The following is a 15,128-nucleotide window of genomic DNA, read 5'->3' as shown; positions in this document are numbered from 1 at the left end:
GCCCGTCATGACACCGCACAATTTATGGAATAAACCATGCTCCAACTGATCCTCGGCGGCGCCCGCTCCGGCAAGAGTCGCCTGGCTGAAAAACTGGCAACCGACAGCCAACTCCAAGTGACCTACATCGCCACCAGCCAACCCCTGGACGGCGAAATGAACGAGCGCGTCGCCCATCACCGCGCCCGCCGTCCCGCCGAATGGGCGTTGATCGAAGAGCCGCTGGAACTGGCCCGCGTCCTGCGCGAGAACGCCAGCACCGATCGCTGCCTCCTGGTGGATTGCCTGACGCTGTGGCTGACCAACCTGCTGATGCTGGACGATGCCGAACGCCTGAACGCCGAGCGCGAAGCCTTGCTCGAATGCCTGGCCTCATTGCCGGGTGAAATCATTTTTGTCAGCAACGAGACCGGAATGGGTGTCGTGCCGCTGGGCGAATTGACTCGTCGTTATGTCGATGAAGCCGGTTGGCTGCATCAAGCCCTGGCCGAGCGTTGTCAGCGTGTCATCCTGAGCGTCGCCGGCCTGCCCCTGACTTTGAAAGGAACTGCGTTATGAGCCCATCGTGGTGGCTGACCCCGTGCCAACCGATCGACGCCCAGGCGGTCGAACAGGCGCAAGCCCGTCAACAGCAACTGACCAAACCGGCCGGCTCCCTCGGCCAGCTTGAGGCGGTAGCGGTGCAGCTGGCCGGGCTCCAGGGGCAGGTCAAGCCGAGTCTGGAGCGGTTGTGGATCGCGATTTTTGCCGGTGACCATGGTGTGGTGGCCGAGGGGGTGTCGGCCTATCCCCAGGAAGTCACCGGGCAGATGCTGCACAACTTCGTCAGCGGCGGTGCGGCGATCAGCGTGCTGGCGCGGCAGTTGGGCGCCTCCCTGGAAGTGGTCGACCTCGGCACCATCACCCCGTCGTTGAACCTGACGGGTGTGCGTCACCTGAACATTGGTCCGGGCACGGCGAATTTCGCCCGGGGTCCGGCGATGACCCAGGCTCAGGGCGAACGCGCCTTGCTGGCCGGTCGCGACAGTGTGCAGCGTGCCATCGCGATGGGCGCGCAACTGTTCATCGGTGGCGAAATGGGCATCGGCAACACCACGGCGGCCAGCGCCCTGGCCTGTGCCTTGCTGGATTGTCCTGTGGTTCATATGACCGGGCCCGGTACCGGGCTGGATGCGACGGGTGTCAGTCACAAAGCTCAAGTGATCGAGCGCGCGCTGGCCTTGCACGACGCCCATCGGGGCGATGCGCTGCAGACCCTGTTCAACCTCGGTGGTTTTGAAATCGCGGCACTGGTCGGCGCCTACCTGGCTAGCGCCCAGCACGGCATCGCGGTATTGGTGGACGGGTTCATCTGCAGCGTCGCGGCGTTGGTGGCGGTGCGTTTGAATCCGTCGTGCCGGCCATGGTTGTTGTTCGGTCATCGCGGAGCCGAGCCGGGCCATCGCCATGTGCTCGAAACCCTGCATGCCCAACCCTTGCTGGACCTCGGGCTTCGCCTGGGCGAAGGCAGTGGCGCCGCGTTGGCCGTGCCATTGCTGCGCCTGGCCTGCGACCTGCACGGGCAGATGGCGACGTTCGCCGAAGCGGCGGTAGCGGATCGTCCGGCATGATTTTGCATCTGGATCTGTTGCGTCACGGTGAAACCGAACTCGGCGGCGGCTTGCGCGGCAGCCTCGACGACGCGCTGACGGACAAGGGCTGGGCGCAGATGCGCGAAGCGGTGGCGCAGCAGGGGCCCTGGGATCGCCTGGTCAGTTCGCCGTTGCAGCGTTGTGCACGATTCGCCGAAGAACTGGCGGTGCAATCAGGGCTGCCGATCGAGCTGGACAGCAACCTGCAAGAACTGCACTTCGGTGCCTGGGAGGGGCAGAGTGCCGCGGCGTTGATGGAAACCGACGCCCAGGCCCTGGGTTTGTTCTGGGCGGATCCTTATGCCTTTACCCCGCCTGAGGGCGAACCGGTCACGGACTTTTCCGCGCGGGTGCTGGCGGCGGTGGCGAGTTTGCGTGAGCGGTACGCCGGGGAACGTGTGCTGCTGATCAGTCATGGCGGGGTCATGCGATTATTGCTGGCCCATGCCCGGGGCCTGCCACGCGAGCAACTGCTGAATGTCGAAGTGGCGCATGGGGCGCTGTTCTCGCTGGTGGTCGAGCCCGGTGGTGTATTGAAGGAAGTGCGCTGACCATGTTGCCGTTCTGGATCGCCCTGCAATTTCTCAGCAGCCTGCCGATTCGCCTGCCGGGCATGCCGACGCCTGAGGAACTGGGGCGCTCGCTGCTGTTTTATCCGCTGGTGGGTTTGCTGTTCGGCGCGATTCTATGGGCGCTGAACTGGCTGTTGCTGGGCACGCCATTGTTGCTTCATGCGGCATTGTTGCTGGCGGTGTGGGTGCTGCTCAGCGGCGCGCTGCACCTGGACGGCCTGGCCGACAGCGCCGATGCCTGGCTGGGCGGATTCGGCGATCGTGAGCGTACATTGACGATCATGAAGGATCCACGCAGCGGGCCGATCGCAGTGGTCACACTGGTGTTGGTGTTGCTGTTGAAATTTGCCGCACTGGTGGCGCTGATCGAACAGCAGCATGCACTGGCCCTGATCATCGTTCCCTTGATCAGTCGCAGCGCGCTGCTGGGATTATTCCTCACCACGTCCTATGTGCGTCCCGGTGGCTTGGGTCAGGCGCTGGCCGATCATCTTCCGCGCTTGGCGGGCAAGCAGGTGTTGGCGGCAAGTAGCCTGTTGTGTGTGCTGATCGCCGGTCTCAGCGCCGTATGGGCGCTGTTGCTGGCAGCGTTGATTTTCGTCTGGCTGAGGCAGGTGATGCTGCGTCGATTGGGTGGCACGACGGGAGACACGGCGGGGGCGTTGCTGGAATTGCTGGAAGTTGCGATCCTCGCAGGACTTGCACTTATCTAACCACGGGTATATACACGCATCATGCTCGACTCCCAATGTTTATGTATCAACCTGCGTCGCGCCGCCCGTGGCGTCAGCAGGCATTACGACGGCGCTCTCGATGGCTTCGGGATCAACGTTGCCCAGTATTCTTTGCTGTGCAATCTGCAGCGCCTGGATCAACCGAGTATTTCTACGCTCGCCGAGGCCATGGGGCTGGACCGCAGCACCCTGGGGCGCAATTTGCGCGTGCTGGAAGGTGAAGGCCTGGTAACGCTGGTGGAGGGCGAGGACATGCGCAACCGCATCGTCCGGCTGACCGAAGCGGGCGCCCAGCGCCTGGAAGCAGCCTTGCCGGCGTGGGAGGCGGCGCAACAGCGATTGGTAGATCGCCTGGGCGCCGAAAAGCGCGAAACGTTACTCAAGTTGCTGGACGAACTGGCATGAAGCCGGTTTGTACGATTATAAGCGGGTATATACCCGCGACAGGAGAACAAGAATGACCTCGATGTGGCGTACGTGCGGTTGGGTGTTGGTGGGCAGTGCGCTGATCCTGGCGTTATCCCTGGGGGTGCGACACGGTTTCGGGCTGTTCCTGGCGCCGATGAGCGCCGAATTCGGCTGGGGGCGTGAAGTCTTCGCCTTCGCCATCGCCCTGCAGAACCTGATCTGGGGCCTGGCGCAACCGTTCACCGGCGCCCTGGCCGACCGTTTTGGCGCGGCGAAAGTGGTGCTGGTCGGCGGTGTCCTGTACGCGGCGGGGCTGGTGTGCATGGGGCTCTCTGACTCGGCGGTGACCTTGTCCCTGAGCGCCGGCCTGCTGATCGGGATCGGTCTGTCGGGCACCTCCTTCTCGGTGATCCTCGGCGTGGTCGGGCGCGCGGTGCCGCCGGAAAAACGCAGCATGGGCATGGGCATCGCCAGCGCCGCCGGTTCGTTCGGCCAGTTCGCCATGCTGCCCGGCACGCTCGGGTTGATCGGCTGGCTCGGCTGGTCCGCGGCATTGCTGGCGCTGGGGCTGCTGGTGGCGCTGATCGTGCCGCTGGTGGGCATGCTCAAGGACAAACCGCTGCCGGTACTCGGCCACGAGCAAACCCTCTCTGAAGCGCTGCACGAGGCCTGTTCCCATTCGGGATTCTGGCTGCTGGCATTCGGCTTTTTTGTCTGTGGGTTCCAGGTGGTGTTCATTGGCGTGCACCTGCCGGCGTACCTGGTGGATCAACATCTGCCGGCGACCGTGGGCACCACGGTGCTGGCGCTGATCGGCCTGTTCAACATCTTCGGCACCTATACCGCCGGCTGGCTCGGCGGGCGCATGTCCAAGCCGCGTTTGCTCACCGCCCTGTACCTGTTGCGAGCGGTGGTGATCGCGCTGTTCCTGTGGGCGCCGGTGACGACCACCAGCGCGTACCTGTTCGGGATGGGCATGGGATTGCTGTGGTTGTCGACCGTGCCCTTGACCAACGGCACCGTGGCCACCTTGTTCGGCGTACGAAACCTGTCCATGCTCGGTGGGATTGTTTTCCTGTTTCACCAGCTCGGGTCATTTCTCGGTGGCTGGCTGGGCGGGGTGGTGTATGACCGGACCGGGAGCTACGACTTGATCTGGCAGGTGGCGATTCTCTTGAGCCTGATGGCCGCGGCCCTGAACTGGCCTGTGCGTGAGCGGCCGGTGGCGCGCCTGCAAAGCCAGATGAGTGCGACATGAACAGCCTCTGGCCGCGGATCGTGCTCGGCGCTGTCTGCGCCTTGCTGCTGGCGCTGGCGTGGTGGGGCTGGCACCAGGGAGGCCTGGCGCTGATGCAGTTGGGCGGGGCATGCTAGAAGGCGGCTTGCTAGAGACTTGCTAGAAGGAAGTGAGGGCGAGTAACGTCGACCTAACAAGAATCCTCAAGGAAGTACCGATATGCTGATGCGCTGGCTGGCGGTTCCCGCGTTACTGGTAGCATTTACCGGGTTGGCTCAGGCGGACGAGTGCCCGGCGCTGCTGCAAGGCTCGTTGCCCAAGTTGCGCGCCAACGAATCCATCGACTTGTGCCAGCGCTTCGCCGGCAAGCCGCTGGTGGTGGTCAATACCGCCAGCTTCTGTGGTTTTGCCCCGCAGTTCAAAAGCCTTGAGGCGCTCAATCAGCGTTACAAGGCGCAGGGGCTGGAGGTGATTGGTGTGCCGTCCAATGACTTCAAGCAGGAGTCCAAGGACGGCGCCGAGACGGCCAAGGTCTGCTACGTGAACTACGGCGTGACCTTCACCATGACCGAACCGCAGAAAGTCCGTGGCGACGATGCAACCAACCTGTTCAAGGTGCTCGCCGATCAGAGCAGTGCGCCGAAGTGGAATTTCTACAAGTACGTGGTCGATCGCCAGGGCAAGGTGATCGCCAGCTTCTCCAGCCTGACCAAGCCCGATGATCCTGAATTTATTGAAGCGGTGGAGAAGGCACTGGCTTCGCCGCCTCTGGCTGCCACGCCCTGATCGACACCCATTACCGAACCTGACGCAACCCTGTAGGAGCTGCCACAGGCTGCAATCTTTTGACTTTGATTTTTACAAACAAGATCAAAAGATCGCAGCCTGCGGCAGCTCCTACAGGTATTGCGTTATCGGGTGAAATGAAAAAGCCCCGCCTCTGTGCCAGAGAGCGGGGCTTTTTTGCTTCGGGCGAGGGGTTCAGGCTCGCCGCACGTCATCAGAAGCGGTAAGTCGCACCGACACCGAAACCGTTCGCCCAGTTTTCATACTTGGCGCTGTAGTTCTGACGGCCATTGTTGTCGTTGACCTTGACCGACTCTTCACGCAGATACGAGTACGCCAAGTCGATGGTCAGGTCGTCGGTCGGGCTCCAGCCGGCGCCCAGGCTGAAAATCGTGCGATCGCCAGTCGGGATGCGTGGGGAGCGGTTTTCGTTGTTGGTTGGCGACTGGTCAACCGACAGACCGGTACGCAGTACCCACTGCTTGTTCAGCTGGTACGAAGCACCGATTGCGTGAGCCCAGGTGTCATGCCAGTTCTGCTCTTCAGTGATGGTGCCGAACGCTGGGTTCAAAGGAGCAGGCACGCCACTGTTCTCGACGGAGATTTCTTTCAGGCGGCTCCAGCGAGTCCAGGTGCTGCCTGCGTACAGGGTCCACTGGTCGTCCAGCTGATGAGTGACCGAAAAGTCCACGGACTCAGGGGTGGTAATGTCCAGCGAAGCATCAAACTTCTGTTGACCCAGTGGGCCGAGCGGGCTGTAGCTGAGCTTGGTGTCACCGTCGAGCTTGTATTTCACTTTCGAGTGATAGGTCAAGCCGACGCGAGTGGAGTCGGTGGCTTGAACCAGGATACCGATGTTGTAGCCCAGCGCAGTGTCGTCACCCTTGATTTTGACTTCACCGTCCGGTGCGGCCGGATTCGGGCTCAGCGACAGGTTCGATTCCAGCTTGCCGTCGATACGGTTGATGGTCGGGCCGAAACCGATCGACACCTTGTCGTTGAAGGCATAGCTGACGGTTGGCTGGAGGGTGATGATTTGCACTTCGCTCTTGCTGCCGAAGTAACGGCCGGCAAAGCCGTTCTCGTAGTCGGTCACCAGGCCGAATGGAGCGTAGACGCCGAAACCGACCGCCCACTGGTCATCGATTGGCTTGACGTAATAGCCCATCGGCACGCCCATGAAAGGGACCATGTCACCTTTGTTGGTGCCGCCATTGCGGGCGCTGGCATCACTGATGTCAGTGTGCGCGTCGATGAATGCAACGCCGCCGGTTACTTGCTCGCGCTTGAGGCGAGACATGCCGGCAGGGTTGCCAACAACTGTGGATGCGTCATCGGCAGAAGAAGATCGCCCGGCAAAACCTGTCCCCATCCCGCTGATGCTTTGTTCGTTGAGGGCAAAGCCACTTGCGAAGATCTGGGTGGATGCCAAGGCAACGGCGAGGCTAATGGTGGTTTTGAGCATTACTTTTTTCATTATTAGAACTCCTGGTGATCACCGGGGCGAAAATTACCAACATTTTCGTCCCAGCGCCATAGGCTGTAATGCTTGATTTAGAGCGGTTTTGTAGGACAATCCGACCAAATTCGCTACCAGTTGAGCGATTTTGGATCCAGAGGTTTCAGCAGGCGACCTGATTCAGCGGTGATACACAGGTTTGCCAGGCGCAGGTGAAGTCTCTCAGGCGTCCCTGGGGCTGGAAGGTCTGGCGCCAGATTCGCGCCATGCCCAGCAGGTCGTCGGCTTCGGGGAGGGGGGTGTTCTGTTCTTCGACCAGCAGCCAGGCGATGGCAGTGGCGTAACGCAGGTTGACGGTCAATTCCAGGTGCGGGCCGCTGAGGAAGGCATGCTGGCTGGCCAGGCCACGAACCAGGCTCGCGCGTTCCGGATCGAGTGCCAGGTAGTGGTCCCAAAGTGCCTGGTGGCGGGGTTCGGCGATTCGGTACAGGCCGTGTCCACGGCGGTCATGCAGGGCGGAACCAAGGGCTGACTGGCTGGCGGCGATGCCTAGCAGCAGGGATTCGGCGGTTGCGCTATGGCGTCCAAGGTAGATCAAGGTCGGACGGATCACATAACGGCACAGTTCGCTGGCAGCGATACCCATAAAACCCTCGATACATCAATATGGCGACGAACCTGAAAGGCTTTGGCAGCGGTGAATCGACTCAGGCTCGTCGGAAGCGGAACAGGCCGCTTGAGTTGAAGTCTAGTGTCATATTCACCGCGTAAAGGACTGTTTTTAAAATATTTCCGCTGGCGAGTTATAAACCTTATATCTATCCGTGCTTAGTCGCCATGAAACGTCGGGCAACAAAAAGCCCCGCTTTTCGGGGCGGGGCTTCTGGTGTTTCAGTCGTGCTGGCGTTTCAGGCCACCAGGGCCTGGCGCGTACGCTCGATCACCGCCTGCAGCGGCTCGGCGCTGGAGTACTGGTCGGGGTACAGGCGTTCGCTGTGACGGGCGATGCCGTGTTCGTTGACCAGGGTGAAGCTGAAACAGCCTTTGCGAGCGGCCATGATCAGGCAGTTCATTGGTGCAAAAGCGTTGGTGAGGGTGCGGATGGCATCCTGGGTGTGGATTTGAGTAGACATAGTCATTGGGTGTTCCTACAAGCGACACGGATAAGAGCCGTGCAAAATTAAAACGTTCCAGTGACGACGACCACCGTTGGTCGAACGAAGAACCCGACTGGAACAAAGCAGCCAGTTTGAAGCGCTAAAAATTGGCGCGCTTGGGCTGGCAGGTAGGTACTTAGGAGGGCAGGCAGCACATCGAGGGCAAAGGTTCTGGGCCCGGGGTGAAGATCCTGATCAATTTGCAGGCTGGTTCGGTCAGAGTAAGTGAGCCTGGTAACACCCTTTGCATTCGATTCAAAGGCTGTGTTGGCGCAAGATTTACCTGGAAACCATCGAGGTGGTCGATCCCGCTTGTTCGGTGGCAGCTTCCTGTTGGAAGGCTGTTCCGGGGGGATTTGTTCGACCAGAATTGACTTTCAGCTTGGTACTAACGCCGCGGATACTAACGGATCGAACAGGCAAAGGGAAGGGTGTTGGCAAAAAAACTCTGATGCCGGCTCATCTTCATGGTCCGCCGACGGCTTGACGATACCGGGAAGCTGCCCTGTCATCGCCCGGAAAACGACCGGCGGTCATCCTCATTCGACCCGTCGCAAGCGGCCTGGGACGCGGGTTTACCGGGGGTTATCCCCAACATTCGATGAAAAATGCGCCGAAAATGCACAGCGATATAACCGTCGCGAAGGTAGTTGTGCACATTAGTTGCGCGGACTGTCACGGCGCTGTCATCCAGCCTTCAAGCGCAGTGGGTGCCTGTAACCAAAATTTAAGTCAATGAAAAACATCGCTTTTTTTAACTGGTGAAAAAATCGTCAGTTTGACTGCAGGCCCCGTTCCATAAGCCTTTGCGCGAGTTCAATGGCGGTTGTCCACTGAGTTATCCACAGCTTCTGTGGATTGTCCCGAGCGCTTGCTCTAGGACGGGCGTGCCGGGTTTTTTTTCGGCTTTACCTGTAAGAAAAAGAGAGTAGAGTGGCGCGCCTTCCGATCTGCCCACAGTGCTTTATGAAGTTTCGTACACCACCTACTTCCTCCTCCGACAAATCGTCCACGGTTGCCTCACCCAAGCGCTTTTCGATGCGGGTGGCCGAGTGGCTGCTGGACAGCCCGCGCCTGGGCGAAAGCCCGAACGTCAAACACATCGCCGGCCGCTTGCTCAAGCAACCGGCCCGTGAAGGCGTCGTCGCCGCACAGAGCCGTTTGGGGCAGCTGATGTGCCGTGAGTGCGGCAATGCCCGGGATCGCCGGATTGGCCAGGATCTCTTGCGCCAGGCCGCGCGGGCAGGGGACTTGCGCGCACAACAGGAACTGGGCCTGATCGAAGACTGAGCTGTCCAAGACCTGACGCCTTGGTTAACCTTCAGGCTTTATTTCAATGGCAGGAGTGGCTATGGCTATGGACTTGACCAGCGCATTGCTGGGGCTGGCGGGTGCGGCGCTGCCGTTGCTGGTGTTGGCCTGGCAACTGCAGCGCCGGGCGAGCACCGCCCAGGCCCAGGCGGCGCTGCTGGAAGAGCGCCTGGCCATGGCGAATCTGGCGCAGGATGGCCTGAATGCGCAGCTCGAGGCCAGTCGCGATGAAGTCGCCGATCTCGGCCAGGCCAACGCTGCCAAACAGGCGGATCTCGCCGCCGTGCGGCGTGAGGTCGAGCTGCTGCAGATCGAGCGTGACGATGCCCGCGATGCGGCCCATGCCTGGAACATCGAACGCGCAGGCAAAGACGTCGAATTGCGCCGCCTCGACGCCCAGGCGGCGTCCCTCAAGGCCGAGCTGCGTGAGCAGCAGGAAAGCCATCAGCAGCGCCTCAACGACCTGCAGGGCTCGCGAGACGAGCTGCGTGCGCAGTTCGCCGAGCTGGCGGGGAAAATCTTCGATGAGCGCGAGCAGCGGTTTGCCGAAACCAGTCAGCAGCGCCTGGGACAATTGCTCGATCCGTTGAAGGAGCGCATCCAGTCTTTTGAAAAGCGCGTCGAGGAAAGTTATCAGGCCGAAGCCCGGGAGCGTTTCTCCCTGGCCAAGGAGCTGGAGCGCCTGCAACAACTCAATCTGCGCCTGAGCGACGAAGCCACCAACTTGACCCGGGCCCTGAAAGGGCAGAAAACCCAAGGCAACTGGGGCGAGTTGATCCTCGAGCGCGTGCTCGAGCATGCCGGGCTCGAGAAGGGCCGCGAGTACCAGACCCAGGTCAATCTCAAGGGCCCTGACGGCGAGCGTTTCCAGCCCGACGTGATCATCTACCTGCCGGGCGACAAACAGGTGGTGGTCGACTCCAAGGTCAGCCTGACGGCCTATCAGCAATACGTAGCGGCCGAAGACGACGCCATCGGCCAGATCGCCATCAAGCAGCACGTGCTGTCCTTGCGTAATCACGTCAAAGGCCTGGCCGGCAAGGACTACAAGCGTCTCGACGGCTTGCACAGCCTGGATTTCGTCTTGCTGTTCGTGCCGATCGAAGCGGCGTTTTCCGCCGCGTTGCAGGCCGAGCCGACGCTGTTCCAGGAAGCCTTCGACCGCAACATCGTGATCGTCAGCCCGACCACGCTGCTGGCGACCCTGCGGGTCATCGACAGCCTGTGGAAGCAGGAGCGGCAAAGCCAGAACGCCCGGGAAATCGCCGAGCGGGCCGGGTGGCTGTACGACAAGTTCGTGCTGTTCATCCAGGACCTGGACGAAGTCGGCAATCGCCTGCAGCAACTGGACAAGGCCTACAGCTCGGCGCGCAACAAGCTGACAGAAGGCCGCGGCAATCTGGTCAGCCGCAGCGAACAGCTCAAGTTGCTGGGTGCGCGGGCGAGCAAGAGCCTGCCGGCGGATTTGCTGGAGCGGGCAATGACCGATGTGGATGGCTTGGTCGAGTTGCCGGAATAAAACATCAAAAGATCGCAGCCTTCGGCAGCTCCTACAGGGCAGAGATCTCTGTTGTTACAACGGCAAATGCCGACTCAACAACGCCCGCAACGCCGCCGGTTTCACCGGTTTGGCCAGGTAGTCGAGCCCCGCCGCGTGTACCTGGGCCATGGTCTCGGGTCGGCCGTCGGCGCTGATCACCACGCCGGGCACCGGCTCGCCCAGGCGGGTGCGCAGCCAGGCCATCAACTCGGTGCCGGTTTCGCCATCGTCCAGGTGGTAATCCACCAGCGCCAGTTGCGGGCGCAACCCATCGCCGAGCAGCGCCATGCACTCCTGGCGGTTACGCGCGGTCCACACCTGGCACCCCCAGCGGGTGAGCAGGCTGTTCATGCCGATCAGGATGCTGTCTTCATTGTCGACGCACAGCACGTGGGCGCCGCTGGGCAACTTGCCATTGAGTTCGGCCGCCTTGGCCGGCAGCGCAGCTTGCGCGCGGGCCAGGGGCACGCTGACGCTGAACACGCTGCCGCGCCCCGGCCACGAGCGCACGCGCAACTTGTGCCCCAATACGCGACAGAGTCCGTCGGCGATCGCCAGCCCCAGCCCAAGACCTTTCTCGGCGCGGGTCTGGTGGCTGTCCAGGCGTTTGAATTCTTCGAAGATCACCTGTTGCTTGTCTTCCGGAATGCCGGGCCCACGGTCCCAGACTTCCAGGCACAACTCACCCTGGCGACGGCGCACGCCCAGCAGTATCGGCCCTTTGGCATAGCGGAAAGCGTTGGTCAGGAAGTTCTGCAGGATGCGCCGCAACAGCTTGATGTCGCTGTCGATGCGCAACGTACTGCTCCTGACGCGAAACTCCAGCCCCTGGTCCCGCGCCAGCGCCTTGAATTCGGCTCCGAGAGTGTCGAACAGCTCATTGAGCGCGAACGGCTTGGCATCCGGATTGATCTTGCCGTTTTCCAGGCGGGAAATATCCAGCAGATCGCTGATCAGGTCTTCGGCCGAACGCAGCGAACTGTCCAGGTGCTGGACCAGTTTTTGCGCCTCGGTGGACAGGCCGTCGTCCTGGTGGGAAAGGGCGGCGGAGAACAGGCGCGCGGCGTTCAACGGTTGCATGAGGTCATGGCTCACGGCCGCAAGGAACCGGGTTTTCGACTGGTTCGCGGCCTCGGCGGTGCCCTTGGCCTCGGTCAGTGCCACGTTGAGTTGCGACAGCTCGTGGGTGCGCTCGGTGACGCGCTGTTCCAGGCCCTCGTTGGCTTCGGTCAGCGCCTGCTCGGCTTCGCGGAACGCGGTAATGTCGGTGAAACTCATGACGAAGCCGCCACCGGGCATCGGGTTGCCGATCAGCTCGATCACCCGGCCGTTGGGGAACAGCCGTTCGGAGGTGTGGGCGCGGCCCTGGCGCATCCAGTGCAGGCGGCGGGCGACGTGCACTTCCGCTTCACCGGGGCCACACAAACCGCGCTCGGCGTTGTGGCGGATGATGTCGGCAATCGGCCGGCCGACGCTGATCAGGCCATCCGGGTAGTTGAACAGCTCCAGGTAGCGACGGTTCCAGGCCACCAGTTTCAGCGACTGGTCGACCACGCTGATGCCCTGGGTGATGTTCTCGATCGCCCCTTGCAGCAGCGCGCGGTTGAACTGCAGCACTTCCGAGGCTTCGTCGGCGATGCGCACCACGTCCTCAAGCTGCATTTCCCGGCCTTCAATGGCGGCTTTTACCACCGCGCGAGTCGATGAGGCCCCCAGCACACCGGCGAGCAGGCGTTCGGTGTGGGCGATCCATTCACCGTCGGCGTTCTGGTTCGGATTGAAGCCTTTGCCCTGGCGGTAGGCAAAACGGATGAAGCTCTGCCGGGCGCGTTCTTCGCCGACGAAGCGTGCGGCCAGTTGCAGCAGATCGTTGATCTGTACCGCGAGCATCGAGCGGGCGCTGGGCCGGGCGCTGATTTCCTGGCCGATGAAGCGGCCGGCCTGCCAGTGCTCCGACACGCGGGTGCGAGACAGCACCGAGACCCAGGCGAACAGCGTGAAGTTACCGGCCAGGGACAGCACCACGCCCTGGGTCAGCGGGGTGATCGGCAGGTTCAGCGGGTTGCTGTGCAGCCAAGCCAGGCCCGGGAAGCTGTTCAGGGACAAGCCGAGGCTGTGGGCGGCGATCGGCAGGATCAGCGTGTAGAACCACAGGAATGTACCGGCGGCGAGGCCGGCGAATACGCCGCGGCGGTTGGCCTGTTTCCAGTACAGAGCGCCGAGCATCGCCGGCGCCAGTTGCGTCACGGCAGCGAAGGCGATCTGGCCGATGGTCGCCAGGCTGGCGGTCGATCCCAGCAGGCGATAACTGACGTAGGCCAGGAGCAGGATGACCACGATGCTCACCCGGCGCACCGACAGCATCCACTGGCGGAACACCTCGAACGGGCGCTCGGCATTGTTGCGGCGCAGCAGCCAGGGCAGCAGCATGTCGTTGGAGACCATGGTCGACAGCGCCACGCTGGCCACGATCACCATGCCGGTGGCCGCCGATGCGCCGCCGATGAAGGCCAGTAGCGCCAGGGCAGGATGCGCCTGGGCCAAGGGCAGGCTGATCACGAAGGAGTCGGGCAGCACCGAACTGGGCAGCAACATCTGCCCCGCCAGCGCGATCGGCACCACGAACAAAGCCGCCAGGGCCAGGTAGGCCGGGAACACCCATTTGGCCAGGCGCAGATCCTGCGGGTCGATGTTCTCGACCACGGTGACGTGGAACTGCCGCGGCAGGCAGATGATCGCCATCATCGCCACGCCGGTCTGCACCACCATGGATGGCCAGTTGATGGTTTCCTTCCAGTATTCTTCGAGGCGCGGGGCGAGCATGGCCTGGTCGAACAGATCGTCGAAGCCGTCGTACAGGCCGAAGGTCACGTAGGCGCCCACCGCCAGGAACGCGAACAGCTTGACCAGCGACTCGAACGCAATCGCCAGCACCATGCCGCGGTGGTGTTCCGTGGCGTCGAGGTTGCGTGTGCCGAAGACAATGGTGAACAGCGCCAGGACCAGGGACACCACCAGCGCGGTGTCCTGCGCGCGAACCCCCATGGCGTCGGCGCCGGCACCGATCAACAGGTTTACCCCGAGCACGATGCCCTTGAGCTGCAGCGCGATGTAGGGCAGCACGCCGACCAGGCAGATCAGGGCCACTACCACCGCCAGGGACTGCGATTTGCCATAGCGGGCGGCAATGAAGTCGGCAATCGAGGTGATGTTCTCCTGCTTGCTGATCATCACCATTTTCTGCAGGACCCACGGCGCGCCGATCAACAGCAGGATCGGCCCGAGGTAGATCGGCAGGAAGGACCAGAGCTGCTCGGCGGCCTGACCCACCGCGCCGAAGAAGGTCCAGCTGGTGCAGTAGACCGCCAGCGACAGGCTGTACACCCAGGCTCGCACCCGCGGCGGCAGGGGCGCGCTGCGACGGTCGCCGTAGAAGGCGATGGCGAACATGATGGCCATATAGGCCAGGGCGACGACGGCAATCAGCCCGCTGGACAGCGACATGGGAACTCCAGGCAACCAAAGACACCCGAGCCTCCCGCCCGGACAGACAGTCTCGCACGATGGCAGGGGTTAGTCAGTGTCGACCAAGGTCGTGGCCCAAGGTCGCGGCGTTGCGGGGTGTCGCAGGGATAAAGGCCTTTGGATCTCGGGTGTCTGACCGGGCCTCTTCGCGAGCAAGCTCGCTCCTACAGGGGGCCGCGATCCCTTGTAGGAGCGAGCTTGCTCGCGAAGGCGGCTTTATTGACCCAACGCAATGTCGATCAACCGATGCAACTCCTCACTCTCCAGCGGCGCCTCGGAAAACAGGATGCGAAACACAATGGGGGCCGCCACCATGTTGATCAACCGATCGACACCGGGCTTCGGCTGATCCGGATAGCGATCCAGAATCACCTGTAATTGCCCACCAATGATGGTCGCGCAATAGCTCGGCTTCAGGCTCGCTTGCACATCGCGCAGCATGTTGCGACCAGGCGCGGAACTCATCTCGTCCAGGTACTGATCCGCCCAGGCTCGCACATCGCCCGCCAGGCTGCCGGTGTTGGCCGACTCGGTTTCCGGTTGCATACGGGCCAGGGCGACGTCCGCCAGTAGCGCCGACAGATCGCCCCAGCGCCGATAAATTGTCGAGGGCGTGACGCCTGCGCGCGCGGCAATTTGCGGCACGGTGACGCTGGCGCGATCCTGCTCTTCGAGCAGTTCGCGCACGGCGGTATGGATCGACTCCTGAACCCGGGCGCTGCGGCCGCCGGGGCGTAAAGTGGGTGCTGTCATCGCATGTTTCCTGTT

Annotated in this window: 14 protein-coding genes; 9 read left to right on the top strand and 5 right to left on the bottom strand. The window is 62.2% G+C overall.

Annotated elements, in window-relative coordinates; translation table 11 throughout:
- Window positions 1-36 precede the first annotated feature (36 nt).
- The 7 genes from cobU (at window position 37) to ACM6I6_RS12975 (ending at window position 5,368) form a co-directional block, all read left to right on the top strand.
- Window positions 37-558, top strand: a complete 522-nt coding sequence (cobU, locus tag ACM6I6_RS13005; protein ID WP_414919998.1) for a bifunctional adenosylcobinamide kinase/adenosylcobinamide-phosphate guanylyltransferase — start codon at window positions 37-39, stop codon at window positions 556-558.
- Entirely contained in the window at window positions 555-1,610 is a 1,056-nt protein-coding gene (cobT, locus tag ACM6I6_RS13000; protein WP_414919997.1) for a nicotinate-nucleotide--dimethylbenzimidazole phosphoribosyltransferase, read from the top strand. The genes cobU and cobT overlap by 4 nt, the downstream gene beginning before the upstream one ends.
- Window positions 1,607-2,182 carry an alpha-ribazole phosphatase family protein gene (cobC, locus tag ACM6I6_RS12995; RefSeq protein WP_414919996.1) on the top strand — a complete coding sequence of 192 codons (576 nt, stop codon included), beginning with the start codon at window positions 1,607-1,609 and terminating at the stop codon, window positions 2,180-2,182. The genes cobT and cobC overlap by 4 nt, the downstream gene beginning before the upstream one ends.
- Window positions 2,183-2,184: 2 nt before the next feature.
- Window positions 2,185-2,916 carry an adenosylcobinamide-GDP ribazoletransferase gene (locus ACM6I6_RS12990; RefSeq protein ID WP_274074926.1) on the top strand — a complete coding sequence of 244 codons (732 nt, stop codon included), beginning with the start codon at window positions 2,185-2,187 and terminating at the stop codon, window positions 2,914-2,916.
- Window positions 2,917-2,937: 21 nt separating this feature from the next.
- Window positions 2,938-3,342 carry a MarR family winged helix-turn-helix transcriptional regulator gene (locus ACM6I6_RS12985; RefSeq protein WP_274074927.1) on the top strand — a complete coding sequence of 135 codons (405 nt, stop codon included), beginning with the start codon at window positions 2,938-2,940 and terminating at the stop codon, window positions 3,340-3,342.
- Window positions 3,343-3,394: 52 nt separating this feature from the next.
- On the top strand, window positions 3,395-4,603 hold the full coding sequence (locus tag ACM6I6_RS12980; RefSeq protein ID WP_274074928.1) for an MFS transporter: 1,209 nt from the start codon (window positions 3,395-3,397) through the stop codon (window positions 4,601-4,603).
- Window positions 4,604-4,801: 198 nt separating this feature from the next.
- Window positions 4,802-5,368 carry a glutathione peroxidase gene (locus tag ACM6I6_RS12975; protein ID WP_414919995.1) on the top strand — a complete coding sequence of 189 codons (567 nt, stop codon included), beginning with the start codon at window positions 4,802-4,804 and terminating at the stop codon, window positions 5,366-5,368.
- A gap of 214 nt (window positions 5,369-5,582) precedes the next feature.
- On the opposite strand, the gene ACM6I6_RS12970 is transcribed toward ACM6I6_RS12975, so the two are convergent.
- The 3 genes from ACM6I6_RS12970 to ACM6I6_RS12960 form a co-directional block, all read right to left on the bottom strand.
- Window positions 5,583-6,845 carry an OmpP1/FadL family transporter gene (locus tag ACM6I6_RS12970; RefSeq protein ID WP_274074930.1) on the bottom strand — a complete coding sequence of 421 codons (1,263 nt, stop codon included), beginning with the start codon at window positions 6,843-6,845 and terminating at the stop codon, window positions 5,583-5,585.
- 145 nt (window positions 6,846-6,990) lie between these two features.
- Window positions 6,991-7,473 (bottom strand): hypothetical protein, encoded by a 483-nt coding sequence (locus ACM6I6_RS12965; RefSeq protein ID WP_046819412.1) that lies wholly within the window; start codon window positions 7,471-7,473, stop codon window positions 6,991-6,993.
- A 262-nt stretch (window positions 7,474-7,735) separates the two neighbouring features.
- Window positions 7,736-7,960 (bottom strand): hypothetical protein, encoded by a 225-nt coding sequence (locus ACM6I6_RS12960; protein WP_007898912.1) that lies wholly within the window; start codon window positions 7,958-7,960, stop codon window positions 7,736-7,738.
- A 990-nt stretch (window positions 7,961-8,950) separates the two neighbouring features.
- Between ACM6I6_RS12960 and ACM6I6_RS12955 the strand changes: the two genes are divergently transcribed.
- Together ACM6I6_RS12955 and rmuC are read left to right on the top strand one after the other, a co-directional pair.
- Window positions 8,951-9,274, top strand: coding sequence for a sel1 repeat family protein (locus tag ACM6I6_RS12955; RefSeq protein ID WP_323609143.1), 324 nt, complete (start codon window positions 8,951-8,953; stop codon window positions 9,272-9,274).
- Between the two features lie 175 nt (window positions 9,275-9,449).
- Window positions 9,450-10,814, top strand: a complete 1,365-nt coding sequence (rmuC, locus tag ACM6I6_RS12950) for a DNA recombination protein RmuC (RefSeq protein ID WP_274074991.1) — start codon at window positions 9,450-9,452, stop codon at window positions 10,812-10,814.
- A 54-nt stretch (window positions 10,815-10,868) separates the two neighbouring features.
- Here rmuC and ACM6I6_RS12945 read toward each other — a convergent pair whose 3' ends face one another.
- Both ACM6I6_RS12945 and ACM6I6_RS12940 read right to left on the bottom strand, forming a co-directional pair.
- Window positions 10,869-14,339, bottom strand: coding sequence for a NahK/ErcS family hybrid sensor histidine kinase/response regulator (locus ACM6I6_RS12945; protein ID WP_414919994.1), 3,471 nt, complete (start codon window positions 14,337-14,339; stop codon window positions 10,869-10,871).
- A 237-nt stretch (window positions 14,340-14,576) separates the two neighbouring features.
- Window positions 14,577-15,113, bottom strand: coding sequence for a TetR/AcrR family transcriptional regulator (locus ACM6I6_RS12940; RefSeq protein WP_414919993.1), 537 nt, complete (start codon window positions 15,111-15,113; stop codon window positions 14,577-14,579).
- Between the last annotated feature and the right edge of the window lie 15 nt (window positions 15,114-15,128).

It is taken from the genome of Pseudomonas sp. IT-P218 (assembly GCF_949767605.1).
GTDB lineage: Bacteria > Pseudomonadota > Gammaproteobacteria > Pseudomonadales > Pseudomonadaceae > Aquipseudomonas > Aquipseudomonas putida_AE.
Note: the sequence above shows the minus strand (reverse complement) of the source record. Positions and strands in the feature narration are given on the sequence as shown.

Excerpts from the sequence above, each read along its gene's own strand:
- ACM6I6_RS12990 (WP_274074926.1), top strand. The coding sequence starts at position 2,185 with ATGTTGCCGTTCTGGATCGCCCTGCAATTTCTCAGCAGCCTGCCGATT.
- ACM6I6_RS12960 (WP_007898912.1), bottom strand. The coding sequence starts at position 7,960 with ATGTCTACTCAAATCCACACCCAGGATGCCATCCGCACCCTCACCAAC.
- ACM6I6_RS12985 (WP_274074927.1), top strand. The coding sequence starts at position 2,938 with ATGCTCGACTCCCAATGTTTATGTATCAACCTGCGTCGCGCCGCCCGT.
- cobC (WP_414919996.1), top strand. The coding sequence starts at position 1,607 with ATGATTTTGCATCTGGATCTGTTGCGTCACGGTGAAACCGAACTCGGC.
- ACM6I6_RS12975 (WP_414919995.1), top strand. The coding sequence starts at position 4,802 with ATGCTGATGCGCTGGCTGGCGGTTCCCGCGTTACTGGTAGCATTTACC.
- ACM6I6_RS12940 (WP_414919993.1), bottom strand. The coding sequence starts at position 15,113 with ATGACAGCACCCACTTTACGCCCCGGCGGCCGCAGCGCCCGGGTTCAG.
- ACM6I6_RS12955 (WP_323609143.1), top strand. The coding sequence starts at position 8,951 with ATGAAGTTTCGTACACCACCTACTTCCTCCTCCGACAAATCGTCCACG.
- ACM6I6_RS12970 (WP_274074930.1), bottom strand. The coding sequence starts at position 6,845 with ATGAAAAAAGTAATGCTCAAAACCACCATTAGCCTCGCCGTTGCCTTG.
- cobT (WP_414919997.1), top strand. The coding sequence starts at position 555 with ATGAGCCCATCGTGGTGGCTGACCCCGTGCCAACCGATCGACGCCCAG.
- ACM6I6_RS12945 (WP_414919994.1), bottom strand. The coding sequence starts at position 14,339 with ATGTCGCTGTCCAGCGGGCTGATTGCCGTCGTCGCCCTGGCCTATATG.
- ACM6I6_RS12965 (WP_046819412.1), bottom strand. The coding sequence starts at position 7,473 with ATGGGTATCGCTGCCAGCGAACTGTGCCGTTATGTGATCCGTCCGACC.
- cobU (WP_414919998.1), top strand. The coding sequence starts at position 37 with ATGCTCCAACTGATCCTCGGCGGCGCCCGCTCCGGCAAGAGTCGCCTG.
- ACM6I6_RS12980 (WP_274074928.1), top strand. The coding sequence starts at position 3,395 with ATGACCTCGATGTGGCGTACGTGCGGTTGGGTGTTGGTGGGCAGTGCG.